This window comes from Ignatzschineria rhizosphaerae, from assembly GCF_022655595.1.
GTDB lineage: Bacteria > Pseudomonadota > Gammaproteobacteria > Cardiobacteriales > Wohlfahrtiimonadaceae > Ignatzschineria > Ignatzschineria rhizosphaerae.
Map to the genome: position 1 here is coordinate 2,585,001 of NZ_CP093379.1, position 17,500 is coordinate 2,602,500.

At 40.9% G+C, this 17,500-nt stretch carries 12 protein-coding genes and 2 rRNA genes (1 of these 14 running past the window's edge); 13 read left to right on the plus strand and 1 reads right to left on the minus strand.

Going from position 1 to position 17,500, the window contains the following annotated elements; all coding sequences use genetic code 11:
* From MMG00_RS11670 to htpX, 3 genes are all read left to right on the plus strand, one after another.
* Positions 1-1,842, plus strand: a 23S ribosomal RNA gene (locus tag MMG00_RS11670); it begins 1,069 nt to the left of the window's first position.
* Between the two features lie 177 nt (positions 1,843-2,019).
* Positions 2,020-2,134: ribosomal RNA gene (gene rrf, locus MMG00_RS11675) — 5S ribosomal RNA — on the plus strand.
* Positions 2,135-3,227: 1,093 nt separating this feature from the next.
* Positions 3,228-4,097, plus strand: coding sequence for a protease HtpX (htpX, locus tag MMG00_RS11680; protein ID WP_242148522.1), 870 nt, complete (start codon positions 3,228-3,230; stop codon positions 4,095-4,097).
* 261 nt (positions 4,098-4,358) lie between these two features.
* On the opposite strand, the gene MMG00_RS11685 is transcribed toward htpX, so the two are convergent.
* Entirely contained in the window at positions 4,359-4,700 is a 342-nt protein-coding gene (locus tag MMG00_RS11685; protein ID WP_242148524.1) for a YkgJ family cysteine cluster protein, read from the minus strand.
* A gap of 208 nt (positions 4,701-4,908) precedes the next feature.
* On the opposite strand from MMG00_RS11685, the gene rlmD reads away from it, so the two are divergent.
* From rlmD to thiD, 10 genes are all read left to right on the plus strand, one after another.
* Positions 4,909-6,267 carry a 23S rRNA (uracil(1939)-C(5))-methyltransferase RlmD gene (gene rlmD, locus MMG00_RS11690; RefSeq protein WP_242148526.1) on the plus strand — a complete coding sequence of 453 codons (1,359 nt, stop codon included), beginning with the start codon at positions 4,909-4,911 and terminating at the stop codon, positions 6,265-6,267.
* Between the two features lie 190 nt (positions 6,268-6,457).
* Positions 6,458-7,363 carry a recombination-associated protein RdgC gene (rdgC, locus tag MMG00_RS11695; protein ID WP_242148528.1) on the plus strand — a complete coding sequence of 302 codons (906 nt, stop codon included), beginning with the start codon at positions 6,458-6,460 and terminating at the stop codon, positions 7,361-7,363.
* Positions 7,364-7,423: 60 nt separating this feature from the next.
* Positions 7,424-9,388, plus strand: coding sequence for a DNA topoisomerase IV subunit B (gene parE, locus MMG00_RS11700; protein ID WP_242148530.1), 1,965 nt, complete (start codon positions 7,424-7,426; stop codon positions 9,386-9,388).
* Between the two features lie 212 nt (positions 9,389-9,600).
* Positions 9,601-10,521 (plus strand): oligopeptide ABC transporter permease OppB, encoded by a 921-nt coding sequence (oppB, locus tag MMG00_RS11705; protein WP_242148532.1) that lies wholly within the window; start codon positions 9,601-9,603, stop codon positions 10,519-10,521.
* 9 nt (positions 10,522-10,530) lie between these two features.
* The gene (gene oppC / locus MMG00_RS11710) at positions 10,531-11,442 is read left to right on the plus strand and encodes an oligopeptide ABC transporter permease OppC (protein WP_242148534.1); all 912 of its coding nucleotides are present in this window, start codon (positions 10,531-10,533) and stop codon (positions 11,440-11,442) included.
* A gap of 11 nt (positions 11,443-11,453) precedes the next feature.
* A complete protein-coding gene (oppD, locus tag MMG00_RS11715) occupies positions 11,454-12,428 on the plus strand; it encodes an oligopeptide ABC transporter ATP-binding protein OppD (protein WP_242148537.1) in 975 nt (324 codons plus the stop codon).
* The gene (gene oppF, locus MMG00_RS11720; RefSeq protein ID WP_242148539.1) at positions 12,425-13,411 is read left to right on the plus strand and encodes a murein tripeptide/oligopeptide ABC transporter ATP binding protein OppF; all 987 of its coding nucleotides are present in this window, start codon (positions 12,425-12,427) and stop codon (positions 13,409-13,411) included. Before oppD ends, oppF begins: the two co-directional genes overlap by 4 nt.
* Positions 13,412-13,793: 382 nt before the next feature.
* On the plus strand, positions 13,794-14,921 hold the full coding sequence (gene hemW / locus MMG00_RS11725; RefSeq protein ID WP_242148541.1) for a radical SAM family heme chaperone HemW: 1,128 nt from the start codon (positions 13,794-13,796) through the stop codon (positions 14,919-14,921).
* 111 nt (positions 14,922-15,032) lie between these two features.
* Complete coding sequence (locus tag MMG00_RS11730) at positions 15,033-16,454, plus strand: Do family serine endopeptidase (protein ID WP_242148543.1); 1,422 nt, start codon at positions 15,033-15,035, stop codon at positions 16,452-16,454.
* A gap of 204 nt (positions 16,455-16,658) precedes the next feature.
* A complete protein-coding gene (gene thiD / locus MMG00_RS11735; protein ID WP_242148545.1) occupies positions 16,659-17,468 on the plus strand; it encodes a bifunctional hydroxymethylpyrimidine kinase/phosphomethylpyrimidine kinase in 810 nt (269 codons plus the stop codon).
* Positions 17,469-17,500: the final 32 nt, after the last annotated feature.

Below are 17,500 nucleotides of genomic sequence, written 5' to 3' on the forward strand. Positions count from 1 at the left end.
CTTAGAAGCAGCCATCATTTAAAGAAAGCGTAATAGCTCACTAGTCGAGTCGGCCTGCGCGGAAGATTTAGCGGGGCTAAAGCGATATACCGAAGCTGCGGATGTATATTTTAAAATATATGTGGTAGGGGAGCGTTCTGTAAGCCTGTGAAGGTGGACTCGTAAGAGCTGCTGGAGGTATCAGAAGTGCGAATGCTGACATAAGTAACGTTAATGCGTGTGAAAGACACGCACGCCGAAAGACCAAGGTTTCCTGTTCAACGTTAATCGGAGCAGGGTGAGTCGGCCCCTAAGACGAGGCAGAGATGCGTAGTCGATGGGAATCAGGTTAATATTCCTGAACTCTCGTATCATGCGATGGAGGGACGGAGAAAGCTAGACCAGCTGGTTATTGGTATACCAGTGTAAGCAGGTAGGCAGAGATCTTAGGCAAATCCGGGATCTTAATGCTGAGATGTGAATGCGAGGAGGTTACGACCTCCGGAGTGGTTGATGCTATGCTTCCAAGAAAAGCTTCTAAGCTATAGTGATATGAGAACCGTACCCCAAACCGACACTGGTGGTTGGGATGAGAATTCTAAGGCGCTTGAGAGAACTCGGGTGAAGGAACTCGGCAAAATCGTACCGTAACTTCGGGAGAAGGTACACCTTCCATGGTGAACGCTTTACGCGGTAAGCTAAGGAAGGTCGCAGTGAAAAGCTGGCTGCAACTGTTTATCAAAAACACAGGACTCTGCAAACACGAAAGTGGACGTATAGGGTCTGACGCCTGCCCGGTGCTGGAAGGTTAATTGATGGGGTTAGCGTAAGCGAAGCTCTTGATCGAAGCCCCAGTAAACGGCGGCCGTAACTATAACGGTCCTAAGGTAGCGAAATTCCTTGTCGGGTAAGTTCCGACCTGCACGAATGGCGCAATGACGGCCAGGCTGTCTCCACCCGAGACTCAGTGAAATTGAAATCGCCGTGAAGATGCGGTGTACCCGCGGCAAGACGGAAAGACCCCGTGAACCTTTACTATAGCTTTACAGTGGATTTTGAATCTTTTTGTGCAGGATAGGTGGGAGGCTTTGAAGCTAAGACGCTAGTTTTAGTGGAGCCATCCTTGAAATACCACCCTGAAAGTTTTGGAATTCTAACTTAGACCCGTTATCCGGGTTAAGGACATTGTATGGTAGGTAGTTTGACTGGGGCGGTCTCCTCCGAAAGAGTAACGGAGGAGTACGAAGGTACCCTCAGCCCGGTCGGAAATCGGGCTATTGAGTGCAAAAGCAAAAGGGTGCTTGACTGCGAGACAGACACGTCGAGCAGGTACGAAAGTAGGTTTTAGTGATCCGGTGGTTCTGTATGGAAAGGCCATCGCTCAACGGATAAAAGGTACTCCGGGGATAACAGGCTGATTCCGCCCAAGAGTTCATATCGACGGCGGAGTTTGGCACCTCGATGTCGACTCATCACATCCTGGGGCTGTAGTCGGTCCCAAGGGTATGGCTGTTCGCCATTTAAAGTGGTACGCGAGTTGGGTTCAGAACGTCGTGAGACAGTTCGGTCCCTATCTGCCGTGGGCGTTGGAAATTTGAGAGGAGCTGCTTCTAGTACGAGAGGACCGAAGTGGACATATCTCTGGTGTTTGGGTTGTCATACCAATGGCATTGCCCAGTAGCTACATATGGACGGGATAACCGCTGAAAGCATCTAAGCGGGAAGCCTTCCTCAAGATTAGATTTCCCTAGGGGTTTAACCCCTCTAAAGGTCCGTCGAAGACTACGACGTTGATAGGTTGGGTGTGTAAGTGCAGTAATGCATTGAGCTTACCAATACTAATTGACCGTGAGGCTTGACCATATAATAGGTCTTAGACAATTTTGATACGAAACATGATAAAAGACTGTTTCACTAAAGTTCAAAATGAATACAATAAAGCTTAAATAAAACGAAAGTTTGCTGTTACAATACCAACTAATCAAATTTATTCAGTGAGTGGAGTCACAATAAAAAAGACTTCAAGCGCGAACCAGTTTTCCTGGGGAGAATAGCACTATGGTACCACCTGATCCCATCCCGAACTCAGAAGTGAAACGTAGTAGCGCCGATGGTAGTGTGGGAGATCCCATGTGAGAGTAGGTCACCCCCAGGGCTTAATATAGGAAACCTCTAGTTCAGACGAGCTAGAGGTTTTTCTTTTGCCCAAAGAAAAGTAAAAGAGACGTGGAAGCTAGAAAAGTGAGGGTGAAGAGGAGAAGGTTCTTTACCCCTAAGACATGGAAGATGCTTCTCCTGCCGGCATGTAGATCAGAAAGAGACGAGATATTGACTCTGGCGATGGCTGAGCCTTAATAAGTACCATTAATCTCCTGCGAAAGCGCTGTGAAGTTAGAGAGATCTTGCAGTTGCCGATGTAATGCTTGAACTTCTCTTAAGGCTGAGCCACGGCAACTTGGGGAACCTTAGTTTTTTAGATATTAAACAAAGCTAAGGATACTCTTAATAAGTAATTATTTTGGTACTGAGATGAACCTGTTCTTACTTAGAGTGATTTAGAAAAAATGAGAAGAAAGAGGAGTTGATAATCTGCAGGCATGCAGATCAGAAAGAGACGGGATATTGACTCCGGCGATGGTTGAACTTTAATAAGAACGATTTATTAAATCAGAAGAGATGCGGAGTTAGAAAGTCTATAAAGTTGCCGGTGTAACGTACAAACTTCTTTTACAGCTGAACCACGGCAACTAGAAGAATAGAGTTTTTTAAAGATAAAACAATGATAGTGATGCTTAACGAGCAATAATTTTATGCATTGAAGAATCTCTTCCTTAGAAGAAAAGCTAAATGGGACTATAAAAATTTAATAAGCAGTAGTTATTTAGTTTAGAAGAAGCATTTCTTTCTTAAGATAATTTAGAACAAAGAATAGAAACAGATGCTGATTAACTTGCCGGCATACAGATCAGAAAGGTACGAGATATTAACTTCGGCGATATTATTTTATATTGAAAAATATTAGTTGTGAGGGTGCTTCCTTAATGAGCACGGTATTTGATTTATTTTATTGGTTATATACTAATCGTTCTTTAACACCTTATAATTCATTAGATGATTATGAGAAAGTTCTTTTAAATTGAGCTGGCTCATTAATGATTGTTTTACTTTTCAAGATGATGATTTATAAAATAAATTATGTATGTTAGAATCAGCCTTTATTTTATTAATGTATTTTTAGGATTATATAAATGTTAAAGCGCTTTGCATTTTTTACATTAACGAATATTGCGGTGATCGCTGTCGTTACAATTATTATGGGTATTCTGCAAGCTCTTGGAATTGTTCCGGCTGGTGGAACCTCTACTTATGCAGGTTTATTTATTTTCTGTTTAGTATGGGGAATGGGAGGTTCAATATTTTCTTTATTGATCTCTAAATGGGCTGCAAAGCGATCCATGGGTGTTTATATTATTGAAGAACCACAAAATGAGTTTGAAACGTGGTATGTCGGAGTTGTGACTCGCCAAGCTGAAACTTTAGGGATTAAAACACCAGAAATTGGTATTTTTGAAGATCCAAGCCCAAATGCTTTTGCAACAGGCGCCACTAAAAACTCCTCTTTAGTAGCGATTAATACAGGGCTTATTAACTCTATGAATAAAGATGAGTTAGAAGCTGTTATTGGTCATGAAATGGCGCACGTTGCAAATGGCGATATGGTAACGATGATGCTTTTACAAGGGGTTATTAACGCCTTTGTGATGTTCTTTGCACGCGTATTAGCAAGAGTTATTGCTTCACAAGTAAGGTCAGAAGTTGCCGGATTAGTTTATTTTGCGACAACCTTTGTATTACAGATTTTATTTGGAATTTTGGCAAGCTTGATCACATCAGCATTTAGCCGTTATCGTGAATATCGTGCGGATGAAGGTGGTGCTCGTTTAACGTCTAGTGCTCAGATGGCAGCTGCGCTTGAAGCACTTAAGCGTGGGCCTGAAGCTGCGGATTTAGAAGGTGAGTTTGCGGCATTTGGGATTAGCGGTAAATTTGGACATTTATTTAGTACGCATCCTCCTTTAGAAAAGAGAATTGAAGCTTTACAGACGGTAAAATCTTAGTATTAAGTAACATAATGAGATCATATTATCCCTAATAGAATTTTCTATTAGGGATTTTTATTTCACTAGATTAAAAAGAGATCATTAGTGAGATAGCTTGAGTGGGCTGACAGGAGAATTTACTGTGAAAATGGCGGAACTCATTTCGGCTAGCACCTTTCATGAATGATACTTTTCAAAAGTGGAAAGTATTCCTTTAAGTAAACCCGATGGTATTGATGGTTAAGCATCGCTCTTTATGTGAGGAGGAAGATTTAAATATTAATCTTTCTTATTGGTCTGTTTTTCAATTTTGGCATTGCTTTCGGCAAATCTTGCTTTGGCTTGTTGATCAAGCTGTAAGGCTTCACAAATTTGTAGATTTTCTACTACAAAATCTTCCCAAGGGGTTTCTTGATAATGAAGATGATATTGAGTTTGGATATTACAGATATCGGGGCGAGTTTCGTAAATTCCGCAGCGATTTGTTGTTTCATCTAGATGGATGCAAATACCATCTCCCCGATCAAACTCTTGTAGCTCTTCTGCTAGATGCAGATATTTACAACAAGCACCGCAACTAGTACAGGGAAAAAAGAGGGTATCTGTTGAGGAAGCTGTCATAGTCAATCTCTTTTAAATAGGAAAAAGTAAAATAGTCCCTTTCTATTTTAACGTAATCTCTTGATGAAAAAAGAATATTGTAAAGGTTTATGTTTAAAAGCCGTAATAAATAGCCTTTTTGGTGAAAGAAGCCTTTGGACTTTTCTTGTTTCTAAGGGGATGTGATAAACTTCTATATTGCAAAAAAAATAGTATAAATGAGGTAGTTGTGAGCAGAGGACCTAGACGAGGTAGAGGAAGACGTAATCGTGTTCCTTCTGAACCTATTACAGTAATGATTCGTGATTTAGCGCATGATGGTCGCGGCGTTGCGAAGGTTGATGAGAAAGTAATTTTTGTAGATGGTGCGCTTCCTAATGAAGAAGTTGTGGCAAATTATACAAAGGTTAAAAAAGAGTATGATGAAGCACAAGCAACAGAGGTTTTAGTTGCCTCACCTGATCGTGTTGAACCATTTTGTGATGTATATGGCACATGCGGTGGATGCCGTTTACAGCATTTAGATGCAGATCGTCAGATTGATTTTAAGTCAGAACAACTTAAAACAAACCTCGCACGCCAAGCAGGTTTAACAGAGTATGAGCATCTGCCAAATCTTCGTGGAGAATCGCAACACTATCGCTTTAAAGCACGTTTAGGAGTGAAGCATGTACCTGCAAAAGAGCGAGTACTTGTTGGCTTTAGAGAGCGTTTAACGCCTTATATTGTCGATATGCATCGTTGCCCGATTTTAGAAGAGAAGATCGATTCTTTGATTGACCCTCTTTCTGAAATGATTGGAAAGCTATCGATTGCTTCAAAACTCCCACAGATCGAAGTGGCGGTAGGGGATAACTCTCATGCATTGAGTTTTCGTGTATTAGAGGAACCCACAGCAGAAGATTTAGAAATTTTAAAAGCCTTTGAAATAGAACATGATTTAATCGTTTATTTACAGCCAGGTAATGAATCGACAACAACCGCATTATCTGAGCGCGGCGCATCTGATCAAGCATTACACTATGGTTTGTTAGATCAATTAACGCTCTACTTTAAGCCTTACCATTTCACGCAGGTCAATCCTGCGATGAATAATAAGATGGTGAAGCAAGCGCTCGATCTTTTAGATCTTCAAGGTGATGAGAAAGTTCTCGATCTTTTTTGTGGTCTTGGTAACTTTACCTTAGCACTTGCAACTAAAGCAGGTAGTGTGATTGGCGTCGAGGGGGATAAAAGTTTAACGGATTGGGCAGGACGCAATGCTGAATTTAATAATATTAAAAATGTTGAATTTCACTGCGCGGATTTAACGCAAGATCAAAAAGATGCGCCATGGATGAATCAAAAATATGATGCAATTTTAATTGATCCCCCAAGATCGGGAGCTATTGAGATGATGCCATATTTAGGGGCTTTAGCACCTAAGAAGATTCTCTATGTATCATGTCATCCGGCAACATTAGCAAGGGATTTAGCGGTTTTAACGAAAGAGTATCCTTATGAATTGATCTCAGCGGGTGTGATGGATATGTTCCCACATACGGCGCATGTTGAATCAATGGCACTTTTAGTTCGTAAAGACGCATAATGTTATACTATTAGGATTATTCGATAATCTTCCATAAATACAGGTATCATAAATCTCGGTTATGAAGAAGATATTCACCAGTTTTATGAGTGTTTTTTAGATGGAAAATTGCCGATCTAATAGGACGATAAATGTTATAAAAGAAGGGGATTAATCCCCTTTTTCTGATTTTAAGGAGTTCTCAGCGTATATGAGACCATTTAAGAATATATTGATCTATAAATTTGATGAGCCAATTGAGTTTGATGCTCACGAATTAGCAGAAATGTTATCACAATATCCTCTTCGAGATTGCGGGCAAGACGAGCTTGAGACTTATGGCTGGTTACCGGCATTCTCTCAAGGCGAAAATTTGGTGGAAGAGATGAATAATGCTTATTTTATTCGTCTAGGGATGGAGATTAAAAAGCTTCCTCGCCGCGCCATTCAAACAGCTGTTGAAAAAAGAGCGCGTGAACATGATATCGATATTCTTAATCGCGCTCGCTATAAAGAGCTTGAAGAGATTTTGACAAATGAGTTTATCTCAAAGGTCTATCCTGAGCAGAGCTCAATGATGGCTTATATTGATAAAGAGAAAAACTGGTTAGTCGTTGATGCAACAAGTGAGAAGAAAGCGTCACTTGTAACGGCTGTACTACGTAAGAGTTTGGGGGCACTTCCTGTTGTAGGATATGCGCCGCAAGTGGAAATCCCTCTTTTAATGACGGATTGGGTGAGAAGTGGTTTACCATCAGAAAAATTTGGATTTCTTGATGAAGTAGAGATGAAAGAGCTCTCAAAAGATGAAGGCGGTGTTGCACGCTATCGAGGGATTCCCCTTGATTCAAAAGAGATAGAGCTCAATATTTCAGAAGGTTGGAGCGTGACGAAGCTTGGGCTCTCTTATGAAGATATTGTGACATTTTCACTTGGGGATAATTTTATTTTAAAACGTGTACGTTATTTAGATCAATTTCAAGAAAAATTAGAGTTAAGTGAAGATCAAAATGCGGTGGCGCAATCGAATGCTTATCTTTTGGCAGAAACGATGCGTTCATTAGTCATTGATCTTTATAATCTCTGTTATGATCGTGCAGAAGATGATGCACTATAGTTATTAATTAGTGACTATCTGCCCCAAATACTTCAATTTTAGTAAAAGAGTGAATAAATCATGAGTCAAAATCACTATACATCGAGTTCGATAGAAGTCCTTTCAGGACTTGATCCTGTGCGTAAACGCCCAGGAATGTATACCGATACGAGCCGCCCTAATCATATTTTGCAAGAAGTCATTGATAACTCGGTAGATGAGGCGCTTGCAGGGCATGCAACAGAAGTAATAGTGACACTCTATAAAGATGGCTTTCTTGGCGTTAAAGATAATGGCCGCGGAATGCCGATAGATATTCACCCAGAGCATGGCGTGAGTGGTGTGGAGCTGATTTTAGCAACGCTTCATGCGGGCGGGAAATTTAATAGCGATAACTATCAATACTCAGGTGGTCTTCATGGGGTTGGAGTTTCCGTTGTGAATGCGCTCTCAAAAGAGTTAGAAGTAACTGTCAATCGTGATGGTGCTGTGCATCGCATTACCTTTAAAGATGGTTATAAAGCCTCAGAACTTGAAGTCATTGGGCAAGTAGGCCAGCGTAATACCGGAACAGAGATTCGCTTTTTACCAGATGAAAAGTATTTTGATACCCCTAAAATTGCGAAGAAATCATTATGTGATCTTTTAAAGGCGAAAGCGATTCTTTGTGCAGGATTAAAGATTACGCTGATTGATGAGAATGCCAAAGAAGAGGAAGCCGTTACGGTTTGGCGCTATGAGTCTGGTATTGAAGAGTATCTTTACGATGCGTTAAATGAGATTGATTATCTGCCTAAAGAGATTATTTTTGGGGAGTTTAAAGGCGATGGCGAAGAAGTTATTTGGGGGCTTGCTTGGAGTGAAGTTGGCGCGCCTATTATGACAGAAAGCTATGTGAACTTGATTCCGACCATGTTGGGTGGAACGCATGTTAATGGCTTAAAGTCAGGACTTACAGAAGCACTTCGTGATTTTTGTGAGCAACGAAGCCTCTTGCCTAGAGGCGTGCGAATTACGCCGGAAGATACATTTTCACATCTTAACTTTCTTCTCTCTGTAAAAATGCAAGAGCCACAGTTCTCAGGGCAGACGAAAGAGCGTTTAAGCTCTAGAAGTATCGCAAGTTTTATTAATGGCGCTGTGAAAGATTTCTTTATCCTTTGGCTTAACAAGCATGTAGAAGAAGCAGAAGCGATTGCAGAATTAGTGATTTCAACAGCGCAGGCGAGGCTTAAAAGTTCTAAAGCGGTTGTTCGTAAGCGTGTATCTCAAGGGCCAAAACTTCCAGGGAAGCTCGCAGATTGCGTGAGTACAGATGTCAATGAAACAGAGCTTTTCTTAGTGGAAGGGGATTCAGCTGGGGGATCGGCAAAGCAGGCTCGTGATCGTGATACGCAGGCTGTTATGGCGCTTCGTGGGAAAATTTTAAATACATGGGAAGTGCCAACGAGTGAGATTTTAGCATCAAGTGAGATTCACGATATTTCTGTTGCAATAGGGGTTGATCCTAATGATGAAAAATTGGATGAGCTTCGCTATGGCAAGATCTGTATCTTAGCTGACGCTGACTCTGATGGGTTACATATTGCAACGCTTATCTGCGCATTATTCTTAAAGCATTTTCCAAAATTAGTGGAAGCAGGACATGTGTTTGTCGCATTGCCGCCACTTTATCGTATTGACGTGGGTAAAGAAGTTTTTTATGCGCTGGATGAAGCTGAAAAAGATGCGATTTTGAAAAAACATGAAAATAGTCGTGGACAAAAATCAGTCACTCGCTTTAAAGGATTGGGGGAGATGAACCCGATTCAGCTTCGTGAAACAACAATGAGCGTGGATACTCGCCGATTAGTGCAATTAGTGGCGCCTAATGTGGAAGAAAAACAAGTGACAGAAACAGAGACAATGCTCGATTTTGTCATAGATTCAGAGGCTTTAGAGGATACTACAAATCCAATAGAAGTCTTTGATAAGCTCCTTGCACGTAATCAGCGTCAGGAGCGAAAAGAGTGGATTGAGAGCAATCATTTCCATCAAGAAGTTTAGCTATTTGGGGATTAAAAATTGGAAAAACCTATTACCTTTAAAGTAATAGGTTTTTTTGTGCGACTGATAAAGATTGTATTTTAAAATATTATGTCCTATATCTAATTATAAGGGGGCTGACATTGTCCCTAGGAAGATCGGCTGATACACTCAAGTGATCTTCTAAAAATAATAATACGCTATTTACAAAGTAGCTTTTCAAAGGATAGAGCATGATACGATTCATTTTGCGTCGCGTTTTGGAGGCGATTCCAACCCTATTGGTGTTGATAACCATCTCCTTTTTTATGATGCGATTAGCGCCAGGAAGCCCGTTTACCGGCGATAGAATGTTACCCCCAGAGGTTCTAGCAAATATTGAGGCTAAATATAATTTAAATGCGCCACTTTATGAGCAATATTTTGATTATCTAAAGCAACTTCTTCGAGGAGATTTAGGTCCTTCATTTCGTTATCGCGACTATACGGTTAACGAGTTAGTGGCAACACACTTTCCGACATCTGCAAAACTAGGGTTAGCTGCTTTTGTGCTGGCGATGACTTTAGGAACGATTGCCGGCGTAATTGCGGCCTTAAAGCAAAATAGCTTTTGGGATTATCTTGTGATGAGTTTTGCGATGACAGGTGTTGTGATTCCAAGCTTTGTGGTTGCACCACTATTAATTTTAATTTTTGCAATTACCTTACAATGGCTTCCTGCTGGTGGTTGGTACGGCGGTAAATGGCAATATATGCTACTTCCCATGATTGCCCTTTCCCTTGCTTATATCGCAAGTATTGCCAGAATTATGCGAAGTTCAATGATTGAGGTATTAAATTCTAATTTTATTCGCACCGCGAGAGCTAAGGGGTTACCCCTTCATCGTATTGTGATTAAACATGCGCTTCGCCCGGCATTTTTGCCAGTGCTCTCTTATTTAGGCCCGGCATTTGTGGGGATTATTACAGGATCCTTGGTGATTGAATCAATCTTTGGCTTGCCAGGGGTTGGCACGCTCTTTGTAGATGGCGCACTAAATCGAGATTATTCAACGGTGTTAAGTGTCACTATTTTGGTAGGAAGTTTAACGATTCTCTTTAATATGATCGTGGATATACTCTATGCCGTGATTGACCCAAAAATTCGTTATTAGGAGGCTGTGATGAAAGTTGTTTCAAAAGCACAGTCTAAGGCTGTGGAGAATTTTTCAGAAAATTTAAATGTGACGGGGAGAAGCTTATGGCAGGATGCCCGTCGCCGGTTTATGAGCAATAAAGCGGCTATGACAAGTCTATTAGTATTAGGCTGCGTGGCTTTATTTGTGATTTTTGCGCCTTTTATCTCAGAGTATTCTTATGATCATACGGACTGGGGCATGATGTCGAATCCCCCAGATTTTGAGTCAGGGCACTATCTTGGTACCGATTCTAACGGACGAGATATTTTTGTGCGAATAGCTGTGGGAGGAAGGATCTCACTTTTAGTAGGAATTTCGGCAGCTCTAGTAGCTGTTTTAATGGGAACCTTTTATGGTTCGCTTTCAGGCTATGTTGGTGGGAAGCTCGATTCTCTCATGATGCGCATTTTAGAGATCTTAAATTCATTCCCATTTATGTTCTTTGTCATTTTACTCGTGACATTTTTTGGGCAAAACCTCTTTTTAATCTTCCTTGCGATCGGTATGGTCTCTTGGCTGGATATGGCAAGGATTGTTCGCGGACAAACGTTGAGCCTTAAAAATCGTGAGTTTATTGAAGCGGCGAAAGTTGCAGGCGTTTCAACGCCATCGATTATCTTTAGGCATGTTGTGCCTAATGTTTTAGGGGTTGTCGTGGTATATGCATCGCTTTTAGTGCCCAGTATGATTTTATTTGAATCATTCTTAAGTTTCTTAGGGTTAGGAGTGCAAGAACCTATGAGTAGTTGGGGGTCGCTGTTAGCAGATGGAGCACAATCGATGGAAGTAGCACCATGGTTACTGATCTTTCCGGCACTATTTCTAATAGTGACGCTCTTTTGCTTTAACTTTATTGGGGATGGGCTTCGTGATGCGCTCGATCCTAAAGATCGATAGGAGGAGGCATTATGAGTAATTTATTATTAGATGTTAAAAGTTTAAGTGTTATTTTCAATACCCCAGATGGCGATGTGACCGCAGTTAATGAATTGAATTTTTCCCTCAATAAAGGGGAAACATTAGGAATTGTTGGGGAATCTGGCTCTGGTAAGTCTCAAACAGCATTTGCATTAATGGGATTATTGGCTAGAAATGGACGAGTTTCAGGTTCTGCAACATTTGAAGGACAAGAGATTCTTAACCTTAAAGAGAAAGCGCTTAATCGACTACGTGCTGAAGAGATTGCGATGATCTTTCAAGATCCAATGACCTCTTTAAATCCCTATATGACGGTGGGCGCGCAGCTAATGGAAGTATTAATGCTGCATAAAGGATTAGGGAAGCGAGAAGCTTTTGAAGAATCGGTGAAGATGCTTGATGCTGTTAAAATGCCGGAAGCACGCAAAAGAATGAAGATGTACCCTCATGAGTTTTCAGGGGGAATGCGTCAGCGAGTGATGATTGCGATTGCGCTTCTTTGCCGGCCTAAATTATTAATTGCAGATGAACCAACTACAGCGCTTGATGTGACGGTTCAAGCGCAAATTATGGCACTTCTTAATGAGCTGAAAGCAGAATTTGATACCACTATTATTATGATTACCCATGATCTTGGTGTGGTTGCCGGCATTTGCGATAAAGTTTTGGTGATGTATGCCGGTCGAACGATGGAGTATGGTAGCGTTAAAGATATTTTTCATCAGCCAAGTCATCCTTACACATTAGGCTTATTAGAAGCGATTCCCACATTAGAGCATGATGCTGAGATGCTTCATACAATTCCTGGGAATCCTCCGAATCTTCTTCATTTACCCCAAGGTTGTCCATTTAGCCCTCGTTGTGAATATCGTGAAAATCAATGTACTGAAGCGCCGAGATTAGAGCCTTTTGGCAATGAGCGTTTGCGTGCTTGTTTTAGAGATGCAAAGGAGATGATGGCATGAGTCTGATGAATCGAAAAGCAATTTTAGAGGTCGAAAATCTCAAAGTTTATTTCCCTGTGCGTGAAAAGGGACAGTTTTTTTGGGATAAGCCACATAACCTTAAAGCCGTAGATGGGGTTAGCCTTCAGCTTTATGAAGGAGAGACGCTTGGCGTTGTGGGAGAATCAGGATGTGGTAAATCGACGCTAGCAAGAGCCATTATTGGTTTAGCGCCGGTGACTGAAGGAGCCATTACGTGGCTTGGGCAAGATATGACTTCAGCGAGTAAAAAAGAGATGAAGGAGATCCGTAAAGATATTCAGATGATCTTCCAAGATCCTTTAGCATCGCTTAATCCTCGAATGACCATTGGCGATATTATTGCAGAGCCTTTAAAAGCGCATTACCCAAAGCTTTCCAAAGTAGAAGTTAAAGAGAAAGTTGAGCTGATGATGGAGAAGGTTGGCTTACTTCCCAATGTGATTAACCGTTATCCTCATGAGTTCTCCGGTGGGCAATGTCAGCGTATTGGTATTGCGCGTGCGCTTATTTTGGAGCCAAAAGTCATTATTTGTGATGAACCTGTTTCTGCGTTAGACGTATCGATTCAAGCGCAAGTGATTAATCTCTTAAAGAGTCTACAAAAAGAGATGGGATTATCGTTAATCTTTATTGCCCATGATTTAGCGGTAGTAAAACATATCTCTGATCGTGTGATGGTGATGTATCTGGGTAATGTGGTCGAACTTGGCGATAAAACGGCTGTTTATCAAGAGACAAAACATCCTTATACGAAAGCATTAATGCAAGCAGTGCCGGTGCCTGATCCAGATATTGAGAAGCATAAAACTTTAGATCTATTAGAAGGAGATCTGCCCTCACCAATTCATCCGCCATCAGGATGTGTTTTTAGGACTCGTTGTAGTGAGGTAATGGCGAAATGTTCTGAGCAAAAGCCAGGATTAAAGGGAACAGCCCATTTAACAGCATGTCTTTTGCAATAGGGGGGATATAGTCAAGATGGCTTAAAAGTCCCTGAAGCAAATTGCTGGCACATCGGCCATTAACAATAAGAAATATGTTCTATCCGGCATCTTGCAAGCGTGGTTTAATACGTGCTTTTATAGATTTATGCAGAGCTGGGGAATGCTTCGTATTCTTTCTAAAACCCCGTGCTAGCTGTTTAAGGCTCGTTTTTCTTAAACCGATTTTACTATAAAACTGCGTTTCTCAAGCCGAATCGGCTATAAAATATTTTAAGAAAACGGCGATCATTCGCTGTTTTTGTATTTTTGGCGCACTGAAAGCTTATGGATACATGCTTATGTTTCATGTGAATCATTGTTATAATGAGCGCCCAATTTATCGGAATTTCCAAAGATTACTATGATCCCATTATCGCTTTATATCCATTTCCCTTGGTGCATTCAAAAATGTCCTTATTGTGATTTTAACTCTCATAAGAACAATGAAGCACTATATGCACCTTATATGAAGACTTTGATTGATGATATCACTGAAATCTTACCCTATATTTGGGGGCGGAAAATTCATTCGATCTTTATAGGGGGCGGCACACCGAGTTTAATGCCACCAGAATTACTTGATCAGTTCTTTAGTCAGCTTCGAACTCTTTTGAACTTTAATCCCAATATTGAGATTACGATGGAAGCAAACCCTGGCACGGTTGATAGCTCTTATTTTAAAGCCTATAGAGAGATTGGAATTAATAGGCTTTCAATTGGTGTTCAGAGTTTAAATGACTTACAACTTGAAAAAATCGGGCGGATCCATTCTAGTGAAGAGGCTTTAAAAGCTTTTGAGATTGCGCGTAGTGCTGGATTTACCAATATTAATTGTGACTTGATGTTTGGTTTGCCACTTCAGACTATTGATGGGGCGCTTTCAGATCTTAAAGGGATATTGGCGCTTAAGCCGGAGCATATCTCTCATTACCAGTTAACGCTCGAGCCCAATACTTATTTTCATCGTTATGAGCCGGAATTACCGTTAGAAGAATCTATTGAAGAGATGCAGCTTCAAAGCCACCAAATTTTGGCAGAACATGGCTATCAGCACTATGAAGTTTCGGCCTTTGCACAAAAGGATCGAGAAAGTCAGCATAATCGCAACTATTGGGAGTTTGGAGATTACGTAGGGATTGGCGCTGGTGCTCACGGCAAGATTACGATGATGAATAACCAAACGATTCTACGCACACAGATGGAGAAGCATCCTCGTACTTATGTGGAGAAAAGTGCTAAAGAGCGTTTAACAATGGCTGAGATAGGAGGGGGGGACCTTCCTTTTGAATTCTTCTTAAATACTTTAAGATTAAAATCAGGCGTTCCCTCTGCTTATTGGCAAGAGCGAACCTTTTTGCCTTTTGAGAAAATTGCCCCATTTGTGATAAAAAATCAGAATAGTGGTTTGTTGATTCCTTCGCAAGAATGGATTACCCCCACAGAAAAGGGACATCTTTTTGTGAATACGATGCTGGAAGAATTTATTTAATAATCAAAGAGATAAAGATATTATTAGCTGTTTTTGCTTGAAAAAGCATCGTGAACCCCTATATTAAATACTTATCATAACTTCCTAAATCAATGTAAGGAGTAGTTAATAATGAAAGTAGGAAAACGCTATTTAACGCAAGTTGGACTATTTTTGACAGCAGTTTGTATGCTGGTCGTTCAACAAGCATTCGCGCAGTTACCTGATTGGAGTAAACTCTTTGAAGATAATAAGGCTGCCGTTGTTAGTATTACCACGGAAGGGACAGAGATTGTAAGAGGAGGCGGTTGGTCTCCTTTTGAGGGATTTTCTTTTGGCGGTAATTCACCATTTGGAGATAATGACCCATTTAGTTTCTTCTTTGGCGAAGGTGGGCCGCAACAAAAAGAGCAAGAGAGAATTGTGCGTGGCGCAGGTTCTGGATTTATTATTGATAAGAAAGGCTATGTGATCACTAATGCCCATGTAATTGGGGATGCTGATAAAATTACGGTTCACCTTGCTGATCGCCGTGAGCTTAAAGCTGAACTCATTGGTATGGATGAAAAAACAGATGTCGCGGTGCTAAAAATTGAGGCTGATAAATTGCCAGTTGTGAAGATTGCCGATGTCTCAAAGCTTAAAGTTGGGCAATGGGTAATGGCGGTAGGCTCTCCTTTTGGGCTTGACTACACAGCAACACAAGGAATTATTAGTTCATTAGGCCGTAATTTACCGAACGATAACTTTACACCCTTTATTCAAACGGATGCAGCAGTAAATCCTGGTAACTCAGGAGGTCCACTCTTTAATACAGAGGGAGAAGTGATTGGGATTAACTCGCAAATCTACACAAGTACAGGTAGTTATGCCGGCGTGAGCTTTGCAATTCCTATTGATTTAGCCATGCATATTGTTGAGCAGCTTCGTGAAGATGGAAAAGTTTCTCGTGGTTGGTTAGGGGTGCAGATTCAAGAAGTGACGGCAACTTTAGCAGAGACATTTGATCTTGATAAGCCAATGGGCGCATTAGTAGCGAGCATTGTGCCAGAGAGCCCTGCGGATAAATCAGATCTTAAAGTGGGTGATGTTATCTTAACGTTTAATGGTCAAGAAGTAGTTTCATCTAGCCAGTTGCCGGTTCTTGTCAGCCGCGTGAAGGGTAATGAAGAGGTGAAAGTAGAGGTACTTCGTAATGGTAAGCGTGAAACGATTAAGGTATTGATTGAAGCGTTAGATGATGATGGCCGTAAAACGGCAGCGAGCAAAAGTGCTGAGAGTAATGTTTTAGGCGTAGCGGTTGAAGAGACCAAAAAAGATGCGCGTGTTAAAGGTGTAGTGATTACCAAGCTTGAAGCGGGCATTGCACAAAAAGCAGGTTTAACTGCAGGTGATATCATCACGCAAATTAATGGCTTAGATATCGTGGATATGAAAACCTTTGAAGAAGCATTAAAAGCAACAGAAAAGAATCCTGTGTTACGTCTTTTAATCAATAGACAAGGTAATCCTTATTTTGTGGCGATCCGTAAAGAGAGTGAGCCAAAAAAATAAAACGATAGATTGTATATATCAGTCATAGATAAAAAGCTAAGGAGAGATTCTTAGCTTTTTTATTGGAAGTTTTCTCGGCATTTTTTGAAAGAGAGTTGTATTGTGTTAGCGGGAGATTTATAGTCAAAGAAGTCTCCAACAGTTAATTATTACTCACTTTATCGTCTTTATCGAAGATAAAATATTGCAATGAAAGGTGCAATCATGAAAAAAATACTCACAATAGCAGGATCAGATTCAAGTGGTGGAGCTGGCATTCAGGCGGATTTACGTACATTTGCAAAGCATAATCTTTATGGTTTTTGTGCTTTAACAGTGATTGTCACAATGGATCCAGACAATAATTGGGGTCATGGTGTTTTCCCAATTGAGATCGCAACGATTGATTCACAAATCCGTACAGCAATTGATGGTGTCGGAGTAGATGCTATTAAACTCGGCATGTTACCAACACCGGAAATTATTTCCCATGTTGCGGCAAAGCTTGAAGTTCTTAAAGGTAAACAGCCTGTAGTGGTTGATCCTGTGATGGTCTGTAAGGGGGACAAGCCTCTTTTTCCTGAGCATGCTGAAGCGATTAAAACCCAATTAATCAAACATGCGACAGTGACAACACCTAACCTTTTTGAAGCAGCGCAGCTTGCCGGTATGGATAAGATCAGCAGTTATGAAGAAGCAGTCATGGCAGCTCAAAAAATTATGGAGCTAGGTTGTGGCGCGGTGGCGATTACAAATGTGGGTAGCGTGATGGAACCAAAGACATCGGCAGATCTCTATTATGATGGTGAAGAGCTATTATTAGTGGAAGGTGCATTTATAGATACTCACCATACACACGGCTTAGGTTGCACATTTGCAGCGCATGTTGCGGCGAACGTCTGTAAAGGCTACTCAAAGCGTGAATCAGTAGTTCTTGCTAAAGAAGCAATCCGTGCAGGAGTTAAGCATCACTTTGCTCTCAATCAATATGTGGGGACATTAAACTTCGAAGAGAGTTTCAAGAATATTGATTAATAGCTTTTAAATCTTCTAAGTCGATTTTCAAA

Coding starts and splice junctions, on each gene's coding strand:
- oppD (WP_242148537.1), top strand. CDS start 11,454: ATGAGTAATTTATTATTAGATGTTAAAAGTTTAAGTGTTATTTTCAAT.
- MMG00_RS11685 (WP_242148524.1), bottom strand. CDS start 4,700: ATGACAGCTTCCTCAACAGATACCCTCTTTTTTCCCTGTACTAGTTGC.
- thiD (WP_242148545.1), top strand. CDS start 16,659: ATGAAAAAAATACTCACAATAGCAGGATCAGATTCAAGTGGTGGAGCT.
- hemW (WP_242148541.1), top strand. CDS start 13,794: ATGATCCCATTATCGCTTTATATCCATTTCCCTTGGTGCATTCAAAAA.
- oppC (WP_242148534.1), top strand. CDS start 10,531: ATGAAAGTTGTTTCAAAAGCACAGTCTAAGGCTGTGGAGAATTTTTCA.
- oppB (WP_242148532.1), top strand. CDS start 9,601: ATGATACGATTCATTTTGCGTCGCGTTTTGGAGGCGATTCCAACCCTA.
- MMG00_RS11730 (WP_242148543.1), top strand. CDS start 15,033: ATGAAAGTAGGAAAACGCTATTTAACGCAAGTTGGACTATTTTTGACA.
- rdgC (WP_242148528.1), top strand. CDS start 6,458: ATGAGACCATTTAAGAATATATTGATCTATAAATTTGATGAGCCAATT.
- oppF (WP_242148539.1), top strand. CDS start 12,425: ATGAGTCTGATGAATCGAAAAGCAATTTTAGAGGTCGAAAATCTCAAA.
- parE (WP_242148530.1), top strand. CDS start 7,424: ATGAGTCAAAATCACTATACATCGAGTTCGATAGAAGTCCTTTCAGGA.
- htpX (WP_242148522.1), top strand. CDS start 3,228: ATGTTAAAGCGCTTTGCATTTTTTACATTAACGAATATTGCGGTGATC.